The following is a 15,109-nucleotide window of genomic DNA, read 5'->3' as shown; positions in this document are numbered from 1 at the left end:
CAATTCTAGGAGTTCGCCATGCTGGGTAATTCCAAACGCTCATTCGGACCCTTCCTTGGCCTCGACCTGGTGTTCATCGCCCTCGCGCTGGTCGCTAGCATGATGCTGTTCGAAACAAGTGCAGAAGGCGCAGACAGCATCGCTGCGGCTGCCAACCCTCTGCTCGCTGGCCTGGCTACCATTGCAGCCGTAGTGATCCTCACCGGCGTTGCCGTTCTGGGCACCAAGGCGGATCAGCGCATGAATGATGAATTCACTTACAAGGCGGTCGCCTTCGGCGCGCTTGTCGGTGTGATGGTGACTATCCTTTTTCACCTCGCTTTCGACATCTTGCCGATGGCAAGCTGGGGCCTGGGAGACTTGAGCAAGGACCGGATCGTCGCAGTGCTGATGGGAAGCTGGGCCACTGGCTACGCGATCTTCCGAGTTCGAGGGACAGCCTGATGCAGAACAAGCTGAAAGTCCTGCGCGCGATGCGTGACTGGAGCCAGGCGGAGCTGGCTGGGCATCTCGATGTCTCGCGCCAGGCTGTCAACGCGATCGAGACGGGCAAGCACGATCCGTCGCTCCCGCTCGCATTCCGTATCGCCCGCCTTTTTGAAATGCCCATCGAGGAGATTTTCGATGATGCCGAGGGCTAGCGTTGCCTTCCGAACAATCTGCAACCACACTTCCCCCAAAGGAGAGAATTATGTTCCGTAAAATACTGACTTCCGCCTCTGCGCTCGCTTTCGCCGTCGCGGCTCTGCCCATGGCAGCCAGCGCGCAGGATGCCGAAAACCCCACTCCGGCCATGTGGACGGTGAGTGATGAGGACACCACGATCTACCTGTTCGGAACGGTCCACATCCTGCCGGAGGGCACCGAATTCATGAACCCGACGATCACTGCTGCGCTCGAAAGTTCGGACCAGTTCGTGTCGGAAATCGATACCAGCGTCATTCCCGATTACGATCCTGCATCGGGCACACCACCTCCGCCTGAACTCGTCGAAATCGCACAGATGCAGGCGCAGATGGCGCAGCTGACCACTGGCGGCACCCTGCGTGACCTGATGAACGAGGAACAGCGCACCGCATATGAAACCACGATGCAGGAACTGGGCTTGCCGGTTGCCGCATTGGATGGCTTCGAGCCTTGGTTCGCTGCGATGACGCTGATGCAGGTCGCTTTTCAGCAGGCGGGCCTTGATCCGTCCAATGGCGTGGAGCGCCGGCTAGATCATCTTATCGAAGGCAAGGATCGTGCTGCTTTCGAGACTGTCGAACAGCAGATGACTTTCTTCGATACGCTGCCGCTCCAGTCGCAGCTCGCTTTCCTGACCGACGGGATGGAAGATATGGACGCGATGAATGAGATGTTTGAGGACATGGTCGGCGAATGGATCGAGGGTGACCCTATCGGCTTGGCAACCATGATCAACGAACCGATGGGTGAAGATCCGCACCTCTATTACAACCTGCTGACCCAGCGCAATTACGCCTGGGCGGAGTGGATTGACGAGCGCATGGACCAGCCGGGCACCGTGTTTATCGCGGTCGGTGCGGGCCACCTTGCGGGTGAATACAGCGTTCAGGATTTCCTGGAACAGCGCGGGATTGCAGCGGAACGCGTCCAATACTGATCCGCTTCTTTCTCGTAACGCTGGGGGCGCTGTGGCTGACAAGCTGCGGCGTCCTTGGCGATTCCGAACCGCAGCGGGAATGGCCTGAGCCCTCGCCTGCGCTATGGGAAGTGACCTCGCCCGAGGGCGAGCGCGGGTGGCTGTTCGGGACGGTTCATGCGCTGCCCGATGGCGTGGCGTGGTACACCGCGCCGCTCGACACCGCGCTGTCGGAACGCGGTGTCCTGATCCTCGAAATCGCCGATTACGGCCGTCATGGCGGAGCCGAGTGGTTTCGCTTGCTTGGCATGCGCGAGGGGCTCACGCCTCTGACCCAGCGCTTTCCCGAAGAAGAGCGGGCACAGGTCAGGGCCCTGCTCGACCGTGCGGATATGGACGAAGAGGATTTGCGCCAGAGCGAGACCTGGGTTGCAGCGATTACGCTGTCCAACGCCGTTCGCGAGGGAGATGCGGGCAATGGCGTGGACCGGACTTTGCGCGATCGCTCGGACACGGTCATCGGATTGGAGACGACACGCAGCCAATTGTCCATTTTCGACGAGCTGCCCGAGGAAGAACAGCAGGACCTTCTGCTTGCGGTCGCGGAAGCTGCGGAGGGCAATTCACGCGATGACGCTTTGCGCGCGTGGCTGACCGGAGACATGGTGACATTCGCGCAATCTGCCGAGCAGGGCATCACGAGCGATCCGGAACTGCGCGCTGCGCTTCACACGAACCGTAATCTCGCATGGCTTCCGGCGATCCGGGAGGCAATCGAGGCGGGCGATAAACCATTCGTCGCTGTCGGCGCGGCGCATATGCTTGGCGAAGACGGCCTCCCTGCTCTGCTTGAGGCAGAGGGCTACACCGTCACCCGCATCCAGTAGTTGCATTTCCCCCTATTGCTGCTAAACGCGCGCCTCCCCTGCCATGGTCATCCCTGGAGGCGTGGTTGAAGGGGTATTACATATGCATATCGAAAGGCACGTATTATGAGCGACGCTCTTAAACTGTCGGCCGAGCTGCGCGAACGGGCTGGCAAGGGAGCCTCCCGTGCACTGCGTCGCGAAGGCCGCGTCCCCGCTGTGATCTACGGCGGCAAGGAAGAACCCACCACGATCCACGTGGAAGAAAAGGCACTGGTCCAACTGCTTGGCACCGGCCACTTCATGAACTCCCTCGTGATGATCGATGTCGACGGTGGCACCCACCGCACGATTCCGAAGGATGTGGCGCTGCACCCTGTGAGCGACCGTCCGGAACATGTCGACTTCCTGCGCCTTGCCAAGGACGCGAAGATCGTCGTCAACATCCCTGTCGTCTTCACCAACGAAGAAGAAAGCCCCGGCCTCAAGAAGGGCGGCGTGCTCAACGTTGTTCGTCACGAACTGGAACTGGCCTGCGAAGCAGACAAGATCCCGGGCGAAATCGAAATCGACGTTACCGGCCTCGAAGTTGGCGATTCGATCCACATCAGCGCAGTTTCGCTGCCTGCTGGTGCCGAGAACAATATCGACCGTGACTTCACCATCGCAACCGTCGTCGCACCGTCCGCTCTCAAGCGTTCGGAAGGTGAAGGCGAAGGCGAAGACCAGACCGGCGAAGACATGGAGCCCGGCGAAACCGCCGCGACCGAACAGGGTCCGGATGCGGATGCCGCCGAGGAACAGGAAGAGAAGAGCGAGTAATCACTCTCTTTCGTTTCGAGAAACAAGCAGCGCCGGCCTCGCAAGGGGCCGGCGTTTGCATTTGTAGGTACCGCGGCTAGAGGAACGCCATGCAGCTTTGGGTTGGCCTAGGAAATCCCGGACCGAAATACGCCATGCACCGGCACAACGTCGGCTTCATGGCGTGCGACGTCATGGCGGACATGCACGATTTCGGCCCGGTGCAGAAGAAATTCCAGGGCTGGATGCAGGAAGGCCGGATCGGCGGCGAGCGGATCATGCTCTTAAAACCAGCCACGTTCATGAATGAAAGCGGCCGCAGCGTCGGCGAGGCAATGCGCTTCTTCAAGCTGGAACTGGACGCGATCACCGTCTTCCATGATGAGCTCGATCTCGCGCCGTTCAAAGTGAAGGTGAAAGTCGGCGGTGGGCACGCGGGCCACAACGGCCTGCGCTCCATCGACCAGCATTGCGGCGCAGACTTTCGCCGCGTTCGCCTTGGCATCGGCCATCCCGGGCACAAGGACCGCGTACATGGCTATGTGCTCGGCAATTACGCCAAAGCGGAAATGGACGGGCTGACCGACATGCTGGCAGCTGTGAGCGCGGAAGCAGACTGGCTGGCGAAAGGCGACAACGCCCGTTTCATGAGCGATGTCGCGCTACGGATGCAGGACTAGCGTCAGCCGCGTCCTGCGCGCTCGGCGAGTTCGCGATCAATGTCGGATGCATCGGGACCGCGCAGGATTGGACTGATCACATTCGCGGCCTGGGCATTCTCGCCCAGTTCTAACAGGATTCGCGCGTACACCCGCGCATAGGCAGCATTGTCAGGGAAACGGCGGTTGAGCGGCGCCATAAGTGCGCGCGCCTGTTCGTATTGCCCCAAAGCCAGCAGTGATTGGGCATAGAGGCCGCGCGCGTCATCATGCTCCTGCACGGCGGTCTCGTATTGCTGCAACAGATCGCGCGCGGCTGTCCAATTGCCTTCGAACGCTTTCAGACTGGCGTCGAGATAAATGAACTCGATATCCTCAGGATAGGCTTGTCTGCCACGGTTGATTAGCGGCGCGAAAACATCCACACGGCCGAGCTTGTCGAGCTCTCGGATCGCGCCCAGCAATGCCGGGCGATCATTGGGCGTGCGTTCGAGAATCGCGAGATAGGCGCGCGAGGCGAAATCAGACCGTCCGTCGAGCTCCGCAAGGCGAGCGGACACGAACAACGTCTCGATCGCGTCAGGTGCCAATTGCTGCGCCTGCCCGACGGCGAAGCGAGCCGCATCGGCATCTCCGCGATTGAGATGGAAGGTCGCTGCGGCCGTAAACAGCTTGCGCTTGTCCCCCTCCGACTCACGCCCGGCAAGGAAATGCGCGGCAGCCTCTTCATCATTGCCGACCATCGCGGCGGCTAGCGCTCGCAGTCGCCAGCTCTCGGCACTCTCAAGCCCGTCGAGCAGCGCGAACGCCTCTTCGGCCTGCCCCCCTTGCAGCATCGCTTCCGCGCGGATCAGGGTAAGATGATCGCCTTGCGCGCCAGCCTCTTCAAGACGATCGAGCGTCAAGAGCGCATCGCCGCCCTGCCCCATGGCCAGCTGGATTTGCGCCAGCAGGGTGAGGGCCTCAATATCGCGCGCATCGTCCTGGAGCGCGGCCAGCACGTGCTCTTGCGCAGCGAAATAGTCCTGTTGCGCCAACGCCTCGCGCGCGTCCTCCAGCGGTTGGCTGGCCAAGAGCGAACAGCCCGCAAGAGGCAGCACCAAAAAGGCAGCTAAGGCGCGCAATGATTTCATGCGCATTCCCTTAGAGGAGAACGGCAAAGAAACCGTGAAACGTCGAAATTCTTGACACATTAACCTTCTAGCGAGGGGTGTTAACCATAGGAATTGCGCAATTCAGCGGATGGCACGGCTTTTGCTTCAGATGTGTGAACTATAGTTTTTGAGGACGAGAGACGATGAAAAAGCTTGCAACGGGCCTTGCCGCAATAGCGGCTCTGGCGATGGCTGCTCCTGCCTATGCCGAGCCCATCAGCCTGAGTTCGGGCGATGTCGGCAACAGCTTTTTCATCGATTTCGACGGCTTCTCTGGCGATAGCAGCAGCACTATCAATGGTTTGACGGCGACACTTATCCTGACGCTCGATAGCGTGACTGGCGACACGTATAATTTCTCGTACGAGATGCTGAACACCACCGGCTCAGGCCTGACGTCGAACATTTCCAGCTTCGCATTCAATGTCGATCCCGACATCGTCGGTGCGGATGTTGATGGCGCATATCAGTTTGCATTCGTCACCGATGGGCGCGGCAGCGATCCAAGCCTGCCGAACCAGATCGGCGCCGTAGACGTGTGCTTCAAGGCCGCCAACAGCGGATCCTGCTCGAATGGCGGCGGCGTGTCCGAAGGCTCGACGGGTACCGGATCGCTCTCGCTGTTCTTCGATCCGGACGCCGCGCAAATTACGCTCGACGACTTCTTCGTGCGCTATCAGGGCATCACCGGTGCCGGAAGCATCGGTTCGGCAACCGGTGGTCAAACCTCGACAAGCGGTACGACAACCAGCGGCACGCCGGTGCCTGCGCCGGGCATGCTCGGACTGCTGGCTATCGCGCTGTTCTCGCTCGGCTTGATGCGCCGTCGCCGGGATATTGAGCCCGTTCAGCCCGCCCGGCCCGCATTCGCCTGATTAGCGAAGACAATTAGACCAAAAAGGGCGCCGCATTTCGATGCAGCGCCCTTTTTTCGTTCAGGGTGTCTGAGCGCAGCCTAACCGCCTCGCGCTTCGGACAAATGACGGTTGATCGTCGGATTGTCGGGATCGAGCTGGGCCGCGCGTTCGAGCAGGAGCAACCCGCGTGACCTGTCTTCGCCGCTTTCGACAAGCAGCCACCCCAAGGTGTCCATGATCGATGGATGTTCGGGCGCGAGTTCATGCGCCATTTCACCGAGCCTGATCGCCTCAGCCGTATCGCCCGTCCGCCCCCGCGCGAAAGCGAGATTGTTCAGGACGAGCGCGTTTCTGTCACCCGTCCAGCGGCGCAGTTCTTCATAGGCATCGATGGCCGCGCGCCAGTTCTCTCGCTGCAAAGCACTGTCACCCTGGGCGAGCAGCAAGCCCAAACGCTCGCTTGGCGGGGCAGCGGCCAGAGCGTCATCGATGCCAGCCGATCGACCGCTCGCACGCGCCGATGCGGCGAATATCGCCAGGTCTTGCGACGTGCCGAGAGCGCTGGCTGCGAGAGGTCGAATGGTGGCGAAGGCAGCTGCGGGTTCATTGGTTTCCAACTGGGCGCGGGCAAGAAGGCGGCGCGCCTCTGGATCGCCCGGCGCGGAACGCAGTAGCGAGGTCAAGCGCGGCATGGCCTGCTCGGGCAAGTCGAGTTCGAGCAGCGCGCGCGCGTATAGCAGTTGTTGCTGCGCCTGATCGCGCCCTTCAACAGGTTGCAGGATGGCGCGCACGTCTTCCCAATCGCCATCTTCGGCGGCCAGGCGCGCTTGTAGATAGATGACATCGGGATCACCCGGCAGGCGATCGGCCAGATCGGCAATCAGCGGACGGGCCTCTTCAAGCCGCCCTAGATCACCCAACACGCCGATACGGCCGAGAATCGCGAGTCGGTTTTCAGGCCACTCCTCGGCGGCAGTGGTGTAAAATCCCAGCGCCCGGTTCATGTCGCCTCTCGCCATGACGATGCGGGCATTTGCTAGGAGCGGATCGAGCCCATTTTCATTCGCTTCCAGCGCCTGTGTCGCCAAGCGGTGTGCAGCCTCTGCATCGCCAGCCTGCAACATGAAAATTGCATAATCGGCCAGCAGGCGCGAACGATCACCGGACATCGTCAGTCCAGCCTCGAATGCGGATTGCGCCTCCCGCCCTTCGCCAAGACCGATGTGTGAAAGTGCAATGATACGAGCGCCCTCAGCGGAAGCGAGAGCTTCCGCCGACCCGATCGCCGCTTCGAAATTACCCCGCAGCAATTGCGCCTCCGCCAGCATCTGGTCGTAATCGGCCGGACGCGCGCTCAGCTCATCGAGGCGTTGCAAGGAGGAGTAGGCGCCTTCACCATCGCCGGCTTGCAGCTGTGTACGCGCGAGCAATTGGAGCGCCGCAACATTATTCGCGTCCTCTTGCAACACGCTGGCAAGATCCAGACGGGCCTCGTTAAAGCGGTTTTCGGCAAACGCTTCCTCGGCGCGGTCGAGCCGCTCCTCCGGAGACAAGCCGCACGCGGCCAGGGAGAGTGCGGCAAGGCAGGCAATTGCTGGTCGGCTGATGATTTTCATGGCCCCGGCCCTACGCCAAACCGGTTGAGAACCGGTTTATCGAAATTGCGTGCTGCGAGCGCTGGCATTGTCCGCCCTGCCCCGCTAAGGCGCGCGGCAGTATCTGGACATGTTTTGAAGGTTTATATCCATGGGATTTCGCTGCGGCATCGTTGGCCTGCCCAATGTCGGCAAATCGACCCTGTTTAACGCGTTGACGGAAACACAGGTGGCAGAGGCTGCCAACTATCCGTTCTGCACGATCGAGCCCAATGTGGGCCAGGTCTCTGTCCCCGACGAGCGGCTCGAGAAAATCGCCGCGATTGCCAAGAGCGCGAAGGTTATTCCGACGCAGCTGAGCTTTGTGGACATTGCCGGCCTCGTCAAAGGCGCGAGCGCGGGCGAAGGATTGGGCAACCAGTTCCTGGGCAACATTCGCGAAGTCGACGCGATCGTCCATGTGCTGCGTTGTTTCGAGGATGACGATATCCAGCATGTCGCGAACAAGGTCGATCCCATCGCCGATGCCGAAGTGGTCGAAACCGAGCTGATGCTCGCCGATCTCGAAAGCCTCGAAAAGCGCGTGGACAACGCTTCCAAGCGCGCCACCGCGGGCGACAAGGAAGCCAAGATTACCGCAAGCGTGCTGGGTCAGGCGTTGGAGTTGCTGCGCGATGGCAAGCCCGCCCGCCTTGTTGAGCCGAATGACGATGAGGAAGCGCGCGTTTTCCGCCAGTCTCAGCTGCTGACGGCGAAGCCTGTGCTCTACGTCTGCAATGTTGCCGAAGAAGACGCTGCGGAGGGCAATGAACTGTCCGCGCGGGTCTTCGAGAAAGCGGCGGCCGAAGGCGCGCAAGCTGTCGTGGTATCGGCGGCCATCGAGGCCGAACTGGTCCAGATGGAGCCCGAAGATCGCGGTGAGTTTCTGGCCGATCTCGGCCTTGAAGAAAGCGGGCTCGCCCGTGTCATCCGCGCAGGATACCAGCTGCTCGGACTCAAGACCTTCTTCACCGCTGGCCCCAAGGAATCGCGCGCCTGGACTTTCCCCAATGGTGCCAAGGCTCCGCAGGCGGCGGGCGAAATCCACACCGATTTCGAACGCGGCTTCATTCGCGCCGAAACTATCGGTTATGACGATTACATCGCGCTTGGCGGTGAGAATGGTGCGAAGGATGCGGGCAAGCTGCGGCAGGAAGGCAAGGAATACGTCGTGCAGGATGGCGACGTGATGCTCTTCAAGTTCAACGTCTAAGCTGCTGCGCTCCCCTCGCGCCTACGCCGCAGCCAGCGGCGTATCGGTACGAAGAACAGCGCCAGCGCGATGCCAAGGCCCACAAGCAGCGGTTTCGCCAGTTTTACCAGCATGGCGAACAGGCCGAACTGCTTGGCCACAGCAAGGCCGGCCCCGCTCGCCACAAGGCCCGCCAGGCCATAACCAGCGACATCGTCGCGCCCGGCTTCGTAGTCTTCGTAGCGCGCGCCCGGATCGAAGCGGCTTGCAGCCGTGATATCATCCGCAGCGCGGCGGATTGCGGGCAGCTTGTCCATGTCGGCGACGAAATTGATGCTCAGCACGCCTTCGCGGCCCAGCAGGCGCACATCGTATGACAGGGCATTGGTGTCGCTATCCGAAAAGTCGAATTCGCGCGCCCAGATCAGCGCGTGGCTGACTGAATCGTAGGTTGGCTGCTGGGCCCAGCCCACAATCTCAAGCTCCGGATAACCGAGACCGCTGCGTTCCAGATTTTCGGCGCGCGCATTGGCCTGCATTTCTTCCAGAATGACATCGTAATCGGCGCTGCGGGCATCCTCATTCGAAATCCAACCGGTGTCGGCATAGGTGACGATGCCGCCCCAACCATCCTCGCGCGGGTCAAGGCCGGCGGGCAGGATGACGCCGAGGACGACCTCGGCTTGTTCCGGGCGGTTTTCCCAATAGTCGACGATGATAGTTCGCGCGTCCTCAGCGACGTAAAAATCATATTCGTCGCCGAGCGATAGCGTCGCGTTGGCGGCGGGGATGGGAATAGTGCCGTTTTGCGGGCTGAGCGTGCGCCCCTCCCCGTCTTGCGCTGCAAGAGGAGCTGCGCACAGCGCGGCCAGTCCGGCAAGAAGGGCGGCGAAGGTTCTCATGCTGCGGGCCTTTGCCAGACAAGACTTACCATCACGTGCATCGCGCATGAAAAAGGGCGGGAAACGCCACCGTCTCCCGCCCCTTTCAGATTTTCGCTTTCAGCGCGGCTTACATCGCGCCCATATCGGCGTGCATCGCTTCAACATGCGCTGCCCAGAGTGCAGCAACCGGCTGACGCTCGCCAGTGACGGCAGCAAAGCTGGTCAAAGCCTCTTCGTGCTTGCCCTGCATCGCCTGGTTGATACCGATCCGCAGGTTGGCGGTGTTGGCGTCAAAACCGCGCTCCAGACCAAGCGCATACATTTGCTCTGCCTGAGCATAGTCATCGAGCGAGTAGAGCACATCGCCAGCGTTCATCGCATCGAGCGCGTCGCCATTGCGGCCTTCCGAAACGATACCACCGATACCGTTACGATCGATCGAGGCGCGGCCAGAGGCGATGCCCTGAACTTCCGTGTAATAGGGATCGCTGGAGGTGAACACGCCTGAGTCCATGCCAAGCTGCAGGATCTCGAGCACTTCATTCGACATGAGGCGCGGATCGATTTCCTCGATATAGCTCACCATGGTCGAACGATCGACCAGAGCACCGCGTTCGGCCATCAGGCGATAGAGATCAACGGCCGCGTCGTCTGACAGTGTCAGCGTCTGCTCCATGATCCGCAGGCCATCGCTCCAGGAACGATCAGCAGGATAATCATTGATAAGACGGACAACGATATCGAGCGTCTCCGGCATCATCGCTTCTTCGTAGGCGTACTGCAGCGAATTGCGCAGCCATGCCTCCGGAACAGCGTTGCCAGCGGCATCAGCCTCTGCAATCGCGCCGGTCAGGAAGTTGTAAGAACCCAGATCATCGCCCTGCTCCATGTAGGTGCGAGCGATCAGGTTGACGATGTCCACGCCTTCTTCGCGATAGCCAGCAGCAAGTGCGGCATTCAGGAAGGCGCGCGATGCTTCGTAGTCGTCAGCTTCAAGAGCGAAGTTACCGGCATACCAATTGAGCACGCCAAGCTGCTCAGCCGCCACGAGCCCGCCTTGGAGGCGCAATTCAATACCCTGACGCTGCAGCTGGCGGTCGGACAGTTCGCTGCCGACAGCGATCATGTAACGACCGGCAAGGTCGCGATCGCGATTGTTTTCGATAGCGGCCGTCATGCGCGGCAAAATTGCCTGTGCAGCCTGCCAGTTGGCAGTCTCTGCCTGTACCAGCGGAATGGCTTCGTTATATACGGCAGCAAAGCCGGAAGAAGGATCGGGCATTTCCTGCGCAGCGGCAGTAGCCGGAGCGACAGCAGTCACGCCGAAGGCCGCGCCGCCTGACAGTGCCAGAGCGAGGGCATAGAGCGAGGATTTCCGACGAGTGGAGCGGAAAGCGCGAAACATTGATGTATTCTCCTGAAAACTTCTTGTGGTGGCCTTTCGCCACCGCGTCTTTCAGCGGGCGGCTTATTCATACAACGCCCGAGATTGCAAATATGTCCTACACAAACCGCGCTGAATGCCGTTTGAACGCGATTGTAAAATGAGGTTATGCCGCAAATCCGGGCGATCCGCGCGAACCGGCGCGTTAAGTGTGGAAAAGCGCGCTTTCTCCCCGCTTCTGAAGGCGAGATAATTGGCGTTCCGCCCCCCGTTCCCCTAGTTTCAGGGCCAACTGAAATAACGATGGATCGACATCTCCGTGAGTGATGAGACCGACAATCTGAACCCTACCCCGGCACCCGAAGAATACGGACGCATCGACATCGTCGATGAGATGAAGACGAGCTATCTCGATTACGCGATGAGCGTGATCGTCAGCCGTGCTCTGCCAGACGTGCGGGACGGGCTGAAGCCGGTCCATCGCCGCATTCTTTATGCTGCGCAGGTCGGCGGCTACACCGCCAGCAGGCCTTATCGAAAATCCGCCAAGATCGTTGGTGAAGTGATGGGTTCGTACCACCCACACGGCGACAGCGCGATTTACGATGCCCTCGCCCGCATGGTGCAGCCATGGTCCTTGCGCGTCCCGCTGATCGATGGTCAAGGCAATTTCGGCAGCATGGACCCGGATCCGCCCGCAGCGATGCGTTATACCGAGAGCCGGCTTGCGCGCGCAGCAGAGCCGCTGCTGAACGATCTCGACAAGGATACTGTCGATTTCGTCGACAATTACGATGGCAGCGAGAAAGAGCCGTCGGTTCTTCCGGCGCGCTTCCCCAACCTGCTGGTGAATGGCGCAGGCGGTATCGCAGTCGGCATGGCGACCAATATTCCGCCGCATAACCTTGGCGAAGTGATCGACGGCTGTTTCGCCTATATGGACGATCCGGGCATCACGTCCGAGCAGCTCCACGAAATTATTCCCGGTCCCGATTTCCCGACAGCGCCGCTGATCCTCGGCAAATCGGGCGCGCGCTCTGCCTATACGACGGGCCGCGGCAGCATTCTGATGCGCAGCCGGCATGAGATCGAAGTCGGCAAGGGAGACCGCGAAAGCATTGTTCTTACGTCCATTCCCTATCAGGTCGGCAAGGCTGGCCTGGTCGAGAAGATCGCCGATGCCGCCAAGGAAAAGCGGATCGAAGGCATTTCCGATATCCGTGACGAGAGCTCGCGCGCCGGTGTCCGCGTCGTCATCGATCTGAAGCGCGATGCGACGCCTGACGTGGTGCTCAACCAGCTGTGGCGACATACGCCTGCGCAGAGCAGCTTCCCCGCGAACATGCTCGCCATTCGCGGTGGTCGGCCAGAAACGCTGGCGCTGCGCGATTTCATCCAGGCTTTCATCAATTTCCGCGAGCAGGTCATCACTCGCCGCACCAAGTTCGAGCTGAACAAGGCGCGTGATCGTGCCCACGTCTTGCTCGGCCTGGTGGTCGCAGTGTCGAACCTCGATGAAGTCGTGGCGATGATCCGTGGCTCTTCCAATCCGCAGATCGCGCGCGAAAGGCTGCTCACCAAGGAGTGGCCGATCGGCGATATCGCGCAGTATATCGCGCTGGTCGAAGCGATCGAGCCGTCCAGTGATGAAAGCGGTGGCACCTATCGCCTGTCGGAGCGGCAGGTGAAAGCCATCCTCGATCTCCGTCTCCATCGCCTGACCGCGCTTGGCCGCGATGAAATTGGCGATGAATTAAAAGAACTTGCCGACCAGATTGAATACTATCTCTCGCTGCTCGCCGACCGGGCGAAGCTCTACGGCGTGATGCGTGAGGAATTGCAGGAAGTGCGCGATCAGTTCGCCACCCCCCGCATGTCTGAAATCGCACCTGCCTGGGATGGGATCGAAGACGAAGACCTGATCGAGCGCGAGGAAATGGTCGTGACCGTCACCCATGGCGGCTACATCAAACGTACTCCGCTCGCGACATTCCGCGCGCAGGCACGCGGTGGCAAGGGCCGCAGCGGCATGGCGACGAAGGACGAGGATGCCGTCGTCGAAATGTTCGTAACTTCGACGCATAACCCTGTGTTGTTCTTTACGAATACGGGCCGCGTCTATCGCCTGAAGGTCTGGAAGCTTCCCGAAGGCGGGCCGCAGACCAAGGGTCGTCCGATGGTCAATCTCCTGCCGCTGGGCGATGATGAGCGGATCACCAACGTACTCTCGCTGCCCGAGGATGAGGCTGATTGGGAAGCGCTCAACATCATCTTCGCGACCGAGCAGGGAATGGTTCGCCGCAATTCGATGGATGCCTTCACCAATGTGCCGTCCAATGGCAAATATGCGATGGGCTTCGTCGAAGGCAGCAATGACCGCCTGATCGGTGTGGAATTGCTCAGCGAAGACCAGGAAGTGTTCCTCGCCTCCGACTCTGGCAAGGCCATCCGCTTCTCCGCCACCGATGCGCGCGAAACCAAGAGCCGCACCGGCATAGGTGTGCGCGGTATGACCTTGAAAGACGGCGCAAAGGTCGTCTCGCTCGCTATCCTCGATCGGCTCGATGCCGATATGGAGACGCGAGAGGCCTATCTCCGCGCCGCCGCGTGGAAGAATAATGACAATGAGCCGACGCTCGACGGCGATATTCAGGCAGAAATGGCGGAACGCGAGGAGTTCATCCTGACGCTCACCGCCAATGGCTACGGTAAGATTTCGTCAGCCTACGAATATCGCACCATCGGGCGCGGCGGTCAGGGCCTGACGAATATCGGCACGCCGAGTGATGAGGATCGCAACGGGCCAGTGGTCGCCAGCTTCACCGTCAAGCATGGCTCGCAACTTATGCTGGTGACGGACCGTGCGAAGCTGATCCGCCTGCCGATCGACTTCCGCCATCTGGTCGAAGGCGGTTTCGAAGACCACAAGGGCTTCTCCATCTACGGTCGCGGTTCTTCCGGTGTCCGCATTTTCAATGTGGCCAAGGGCGAAACCATCGTCGGCGCAGCTTTGATCGACGAGGACGAGAGCCCCGAAAATGAAGCTGAAGAAGCGGTCGTCGAGGAAATGCTCGAACGTCGCGGTGGCGGTGATGTGACGATACCAGACACGACGATGGACCGGGATGATAATATCGGAGATGAGCCGGAGGACTGACGTCCGCCGGGCGCAACGAAGCTCAGATTTTGCGCACGAAGACGAGTGCCTTCCCGTCGAAGGTAAATTGCATCAGAATCTCGTGACCGTCCGGTAGCACGGTCCCTTCGGGGGCGACGAAGTGCGCGCCCATGCCCGGAATGCGCCGGATCTCACCGTTTTTGAGCGGCGAGCCGTCCAGAAGGTCGGCGATATTCTGAAAGGCGGTTTTCGACAGCAATTCCCTAGTCCGCCCCGCCCTTCACCACCCGCAACTCCGGATCGCGCTTTCTGAGTGTCGTGATGACGCCGATGGTGATCAGGAAGATGCCGAGATAATAGATCGGCCAGACGAGATATTGCGGAATGGGACTGCCGGACAGCGGACCCATTTCGGCGAAGATGAGCCAATCGGATATCACGAACAGGATCGCTCCCGCTGCCACGCGCATCTGGGGGAAATCGCTCGCCCATGCACCGGCCGCCATCGCGCCGAGTGGAAGGGCATAGAGGGCGACGAGGGGCTTCATGTCGGGATCGTAGGGCAGAAGATATGCGACGAAAGGCGTGCCCAGCAGCAGGGCGATAAACATCACGCTGTCGCGGCCTTCAAGGGCCTCTCTCTTGTGGCGCAGGAACATCAGCAGCGCGATTATATGGAAGCCGACAAAACCCACGGCGCCCGCGATCAGGTCCAGCTCGATCGCCATATCGCCAAGGCTGGCGAACACCAGAGCGGCGGTGAGCATTCGTGCATCGCGGCTGCCGTGCCGCATCCAGGCGTAAAGCGCGAGAAAGGCAACCGCGCTGCCCTTGATCGGGATGAGGTAAAGCCCCGGCAAATTGGTCGCCTGCAGGTAGAAATAGGCGAGCGCCGCAAGGACGCTGAGAACGAGATAGGGCCGTTTTTGTGAAAGCGCGCGGTGAGGCATCCAAGCG

At 60.5% G+C, this 15,109-nt stretch carries 15 protein-coding genes; 9 read left to right on the top strand and 6 right to left on the bottom strand.

What is annotated here, in order from left to right:
• Nucleotides 1-18: 18 nt before the first annotated feature.
• The 6 genes from O2N64_RS11875 to pth all read left to right on the top strand — a co-directional run bounded on the left by O2N64_RS11875 (nucleotide 19) and on the right by pth (nucleotide 3,950).
• Nucleotides 19-444, top strand: a complete 426-nt coding sequence (locus O2N64_RS11875; RefSeq protein WP_271077800.1) for a hypothetical protein — start codon at nucleotides 19-21, stop codon at nucleotides 442-444.
• Nucleotides 444-641 carry a helix-turn-helix transcriptional regulator gene (locus O2N64_RS11870; RefSeq protein WP_271077799.1) on the top strand — a complete coding sequence of 66 codons (198 nt, stop codon included), beginning with the start codon at nucleotides 444-446 and terminating at the stop codon, nucleotides 639-641. The genes O2N64_RS11875 and O2N64_RS11870 overlap by 1 nt, the downstream gene beginning before the upstream one ends.
• A 50-nt stretch (nucleotides 642-691) precedes the next feature.
• Nucleotides 692-1,624 (top strand): TraB/GumN family protein, encoded by a 933-nt coding sequence (locus O2N64_RS11865; RefSeq protein WP_271077798.1) that lies wholly within the window; start codon nucleotides 692-694, stop codon nucleotides 1,622-1,624.
• 110 nt (nucleotides 1,625-1,734) lie between these two features.
• A complete protein-coding gene (locus tag O2N64_RS11860) occupies nucleotides 1,735-2,490 on the top strand; it encodes a TraB/GumN family protein (protein WP_271077797.1) in 756 nt (251 codons plus the stop codon).
• A gap of 105 nt (nucleotides 2,491-2,595) precedes the next feature.
• A complete protein-coding gene (locus O2N64_RS11855) occupies nucleotides 2,596-3,291 on the top strand; it encodes a 50S ribosomal protein L25/general stress protein Ctc (RefSeq protein ID WP_271077796.1) in 696 nt (231 codons plus the stop codon).
• An 89-nt stretch (nucleotides 3,292-3,380) separates the two neighbouring features.
• Nucleotides 3,381-3,950, top strand: coding sequence for an aminoacyl-tRNA hydrolase (gene pth, locus O2N64_RS11850; RefSeq protein ID WP_271077795.1), 570 nt, complete (start codon nucleotides 3,381-3,383; stop codon nucleotides 3,948-3,950).
• A gap of 2 nt (nucleotides 3,951-3,952) precedes the next feature.
• Here the strand turns inward: pth and O2N64_RS11845 are convergent, their stop codons facing one another.
• A complete protein-coding gene (locus O2N64_RS11845) occupies nucleotides 3,953-5,002 on the bottom strand; it encodes a tetratricopeptide repeat protein (protein WP_271077794.1) in 1,050 nt (349 codons plus the stop codon).
• A gap of 224 nt (nucleotides 5,003-5,226) precedes the next feature.
• On the opposite strand from O2N64_RS11845, the gene O2N64_RS11840 reads away from it, so the two are divergent.
• Nucleotides 5,227-5,958, top strand: coding sequence for a cistern family PEP-CTERM protein (locus tag O2N64_RS11840; RefSeq protein WP_271077793.1), 732 nt, complete (start codon nucleotides 5,227-5,229; stop codon nucleotides 5,956-5,958).
• Nucleotides 5,959-6,038: 80 nt separating this feature from the next.
• Here the strand turns inward: O2N64_RS11840 and O2N64_RS11835 are convergent, their stop codons facing one another.
• On the bottom strand, nucleotides 6,039-7,556 hold the full coding sequence (locus O2N64_RS11835) for a tetratricopeptide repeat protein (RefSeq protein WP_271077792.1): 1,518 nt from the start codon (nucleotides 7,554-7,556) through the stop codon (nucleotides 6,039-6,041).
• Between the two features lie 130 nt (nucleotides 7,557-7,686).
• Here O2N64_RS11835 and ychF point away from each other — a divergent pair, with 130 nt between their 5' ends.
• The gene (ychF, locus tag O2N64_RS11830; protein ID WP_271077791.1) at nucleotides 7,687-8,787 is read left to right on the top strand and encodes a redox-regulated ATPase YchF; all 1,101 of its coding nucleotides are present in this window, start codon (nucleotides 7,687-7,689) and stop codon (nucleotides 8,785-8,787) included.
• Here the strand turns inward: ychF and O2N64_RS11825 are convergent.
• Nucleotides 8,784-9,668 (bottom strand): DUF2167 domain-containing protein, encoded by an 885-nt coding sequence (locus tag O2N64_RS11825; protein ID WP_271077790.1) that lies wholly within the window; start codon nucleotides 9,666-9,668, stop codon nucleotides 8,784-8,786. The two genes, ychF and O2N64_RS11825, sit on opposite strands and share 4 nt — an antisense overlap.
• A 109-nt stretch (nucleotides 9,669-9,777) precedes the next feature.
• On the bottom strand, nucleotides 9,778-11,055 hold the full coding sequence (locus tag O2N64_RS11820; protein WP_271077789.1) for a hypothetical protein: 1,278 nt from the start codon (nucleotides 11,053-11,055) through the stop codon (nucleotides 9,778-9,780).
• Between the two features lie 298 nt (nucleotides 11,056-11,353).
• Between O2N64_RS11820 and gyrA the strand changes: the two genes are divergently transcribed.
• The gene (gene gyrA, locus O2N64_RS11815) at nucleotides 11,354-14,191 is read left to right on the top strand and encodes a DNA gyrase subunit A (RefSeq protein WP_271077788.1); all 2,838 of its coding nucleotides are present in this window, start codon (nucleotides 11,354-11,356) and stop codon (nucleotides 14,189-14,191) included.
• Between the two features lie 22 nt (nucleotides 14,192-14,213).
• Here gyrA and O2N64_RS11810 read toward each other — a convergent pair whose 3' ends face one another.
• Together O2N64_RS11810 and O2N64_RS11805 are read right to left on the bottom strand one after the other, a co-directional pair.
• Complete coding sequence (locus tag O2N64_RS11810) at nucleotides 14,214-14,411, bottom strand: hypothetical protein (protein WP_271077787.1); 198 nt, start codon at nucleotides 14,409-14,411, stop codon at nucleotides 14,214-14,216.
• Between the two features lie 4 nt (nucleotides 14,412-14,415).
• Nucleotides 14,416-15,102 (bottom strand): lysoplasmalogenase family protein, encoded by a 687-nt coding sequence (locus O2N64_RS11805; protein WP_271077786.1) that lies wholly within the window; start codon nucleotides 15,100-15,102, stop codon nucleotides 14,416-14,418.
• Nucleotides 15,103-15,109: the final 7 nt, after the last annotated feature.

The sequence above is a fragment of the Aurantiacibacter sp. MUD61 genome (assembly GCF_027912455.1).
Lineage (GTDB): Bacteria > Pseudomonadota > Alphaproteobacteria > Sphingomonadales > Sphingomonadaceae > Alteraurantiacibacter.
Note: the sequence above shows the minus strand (reverse complement) of the source record. Positions and strands in the feature narration are given on the sequence as shown.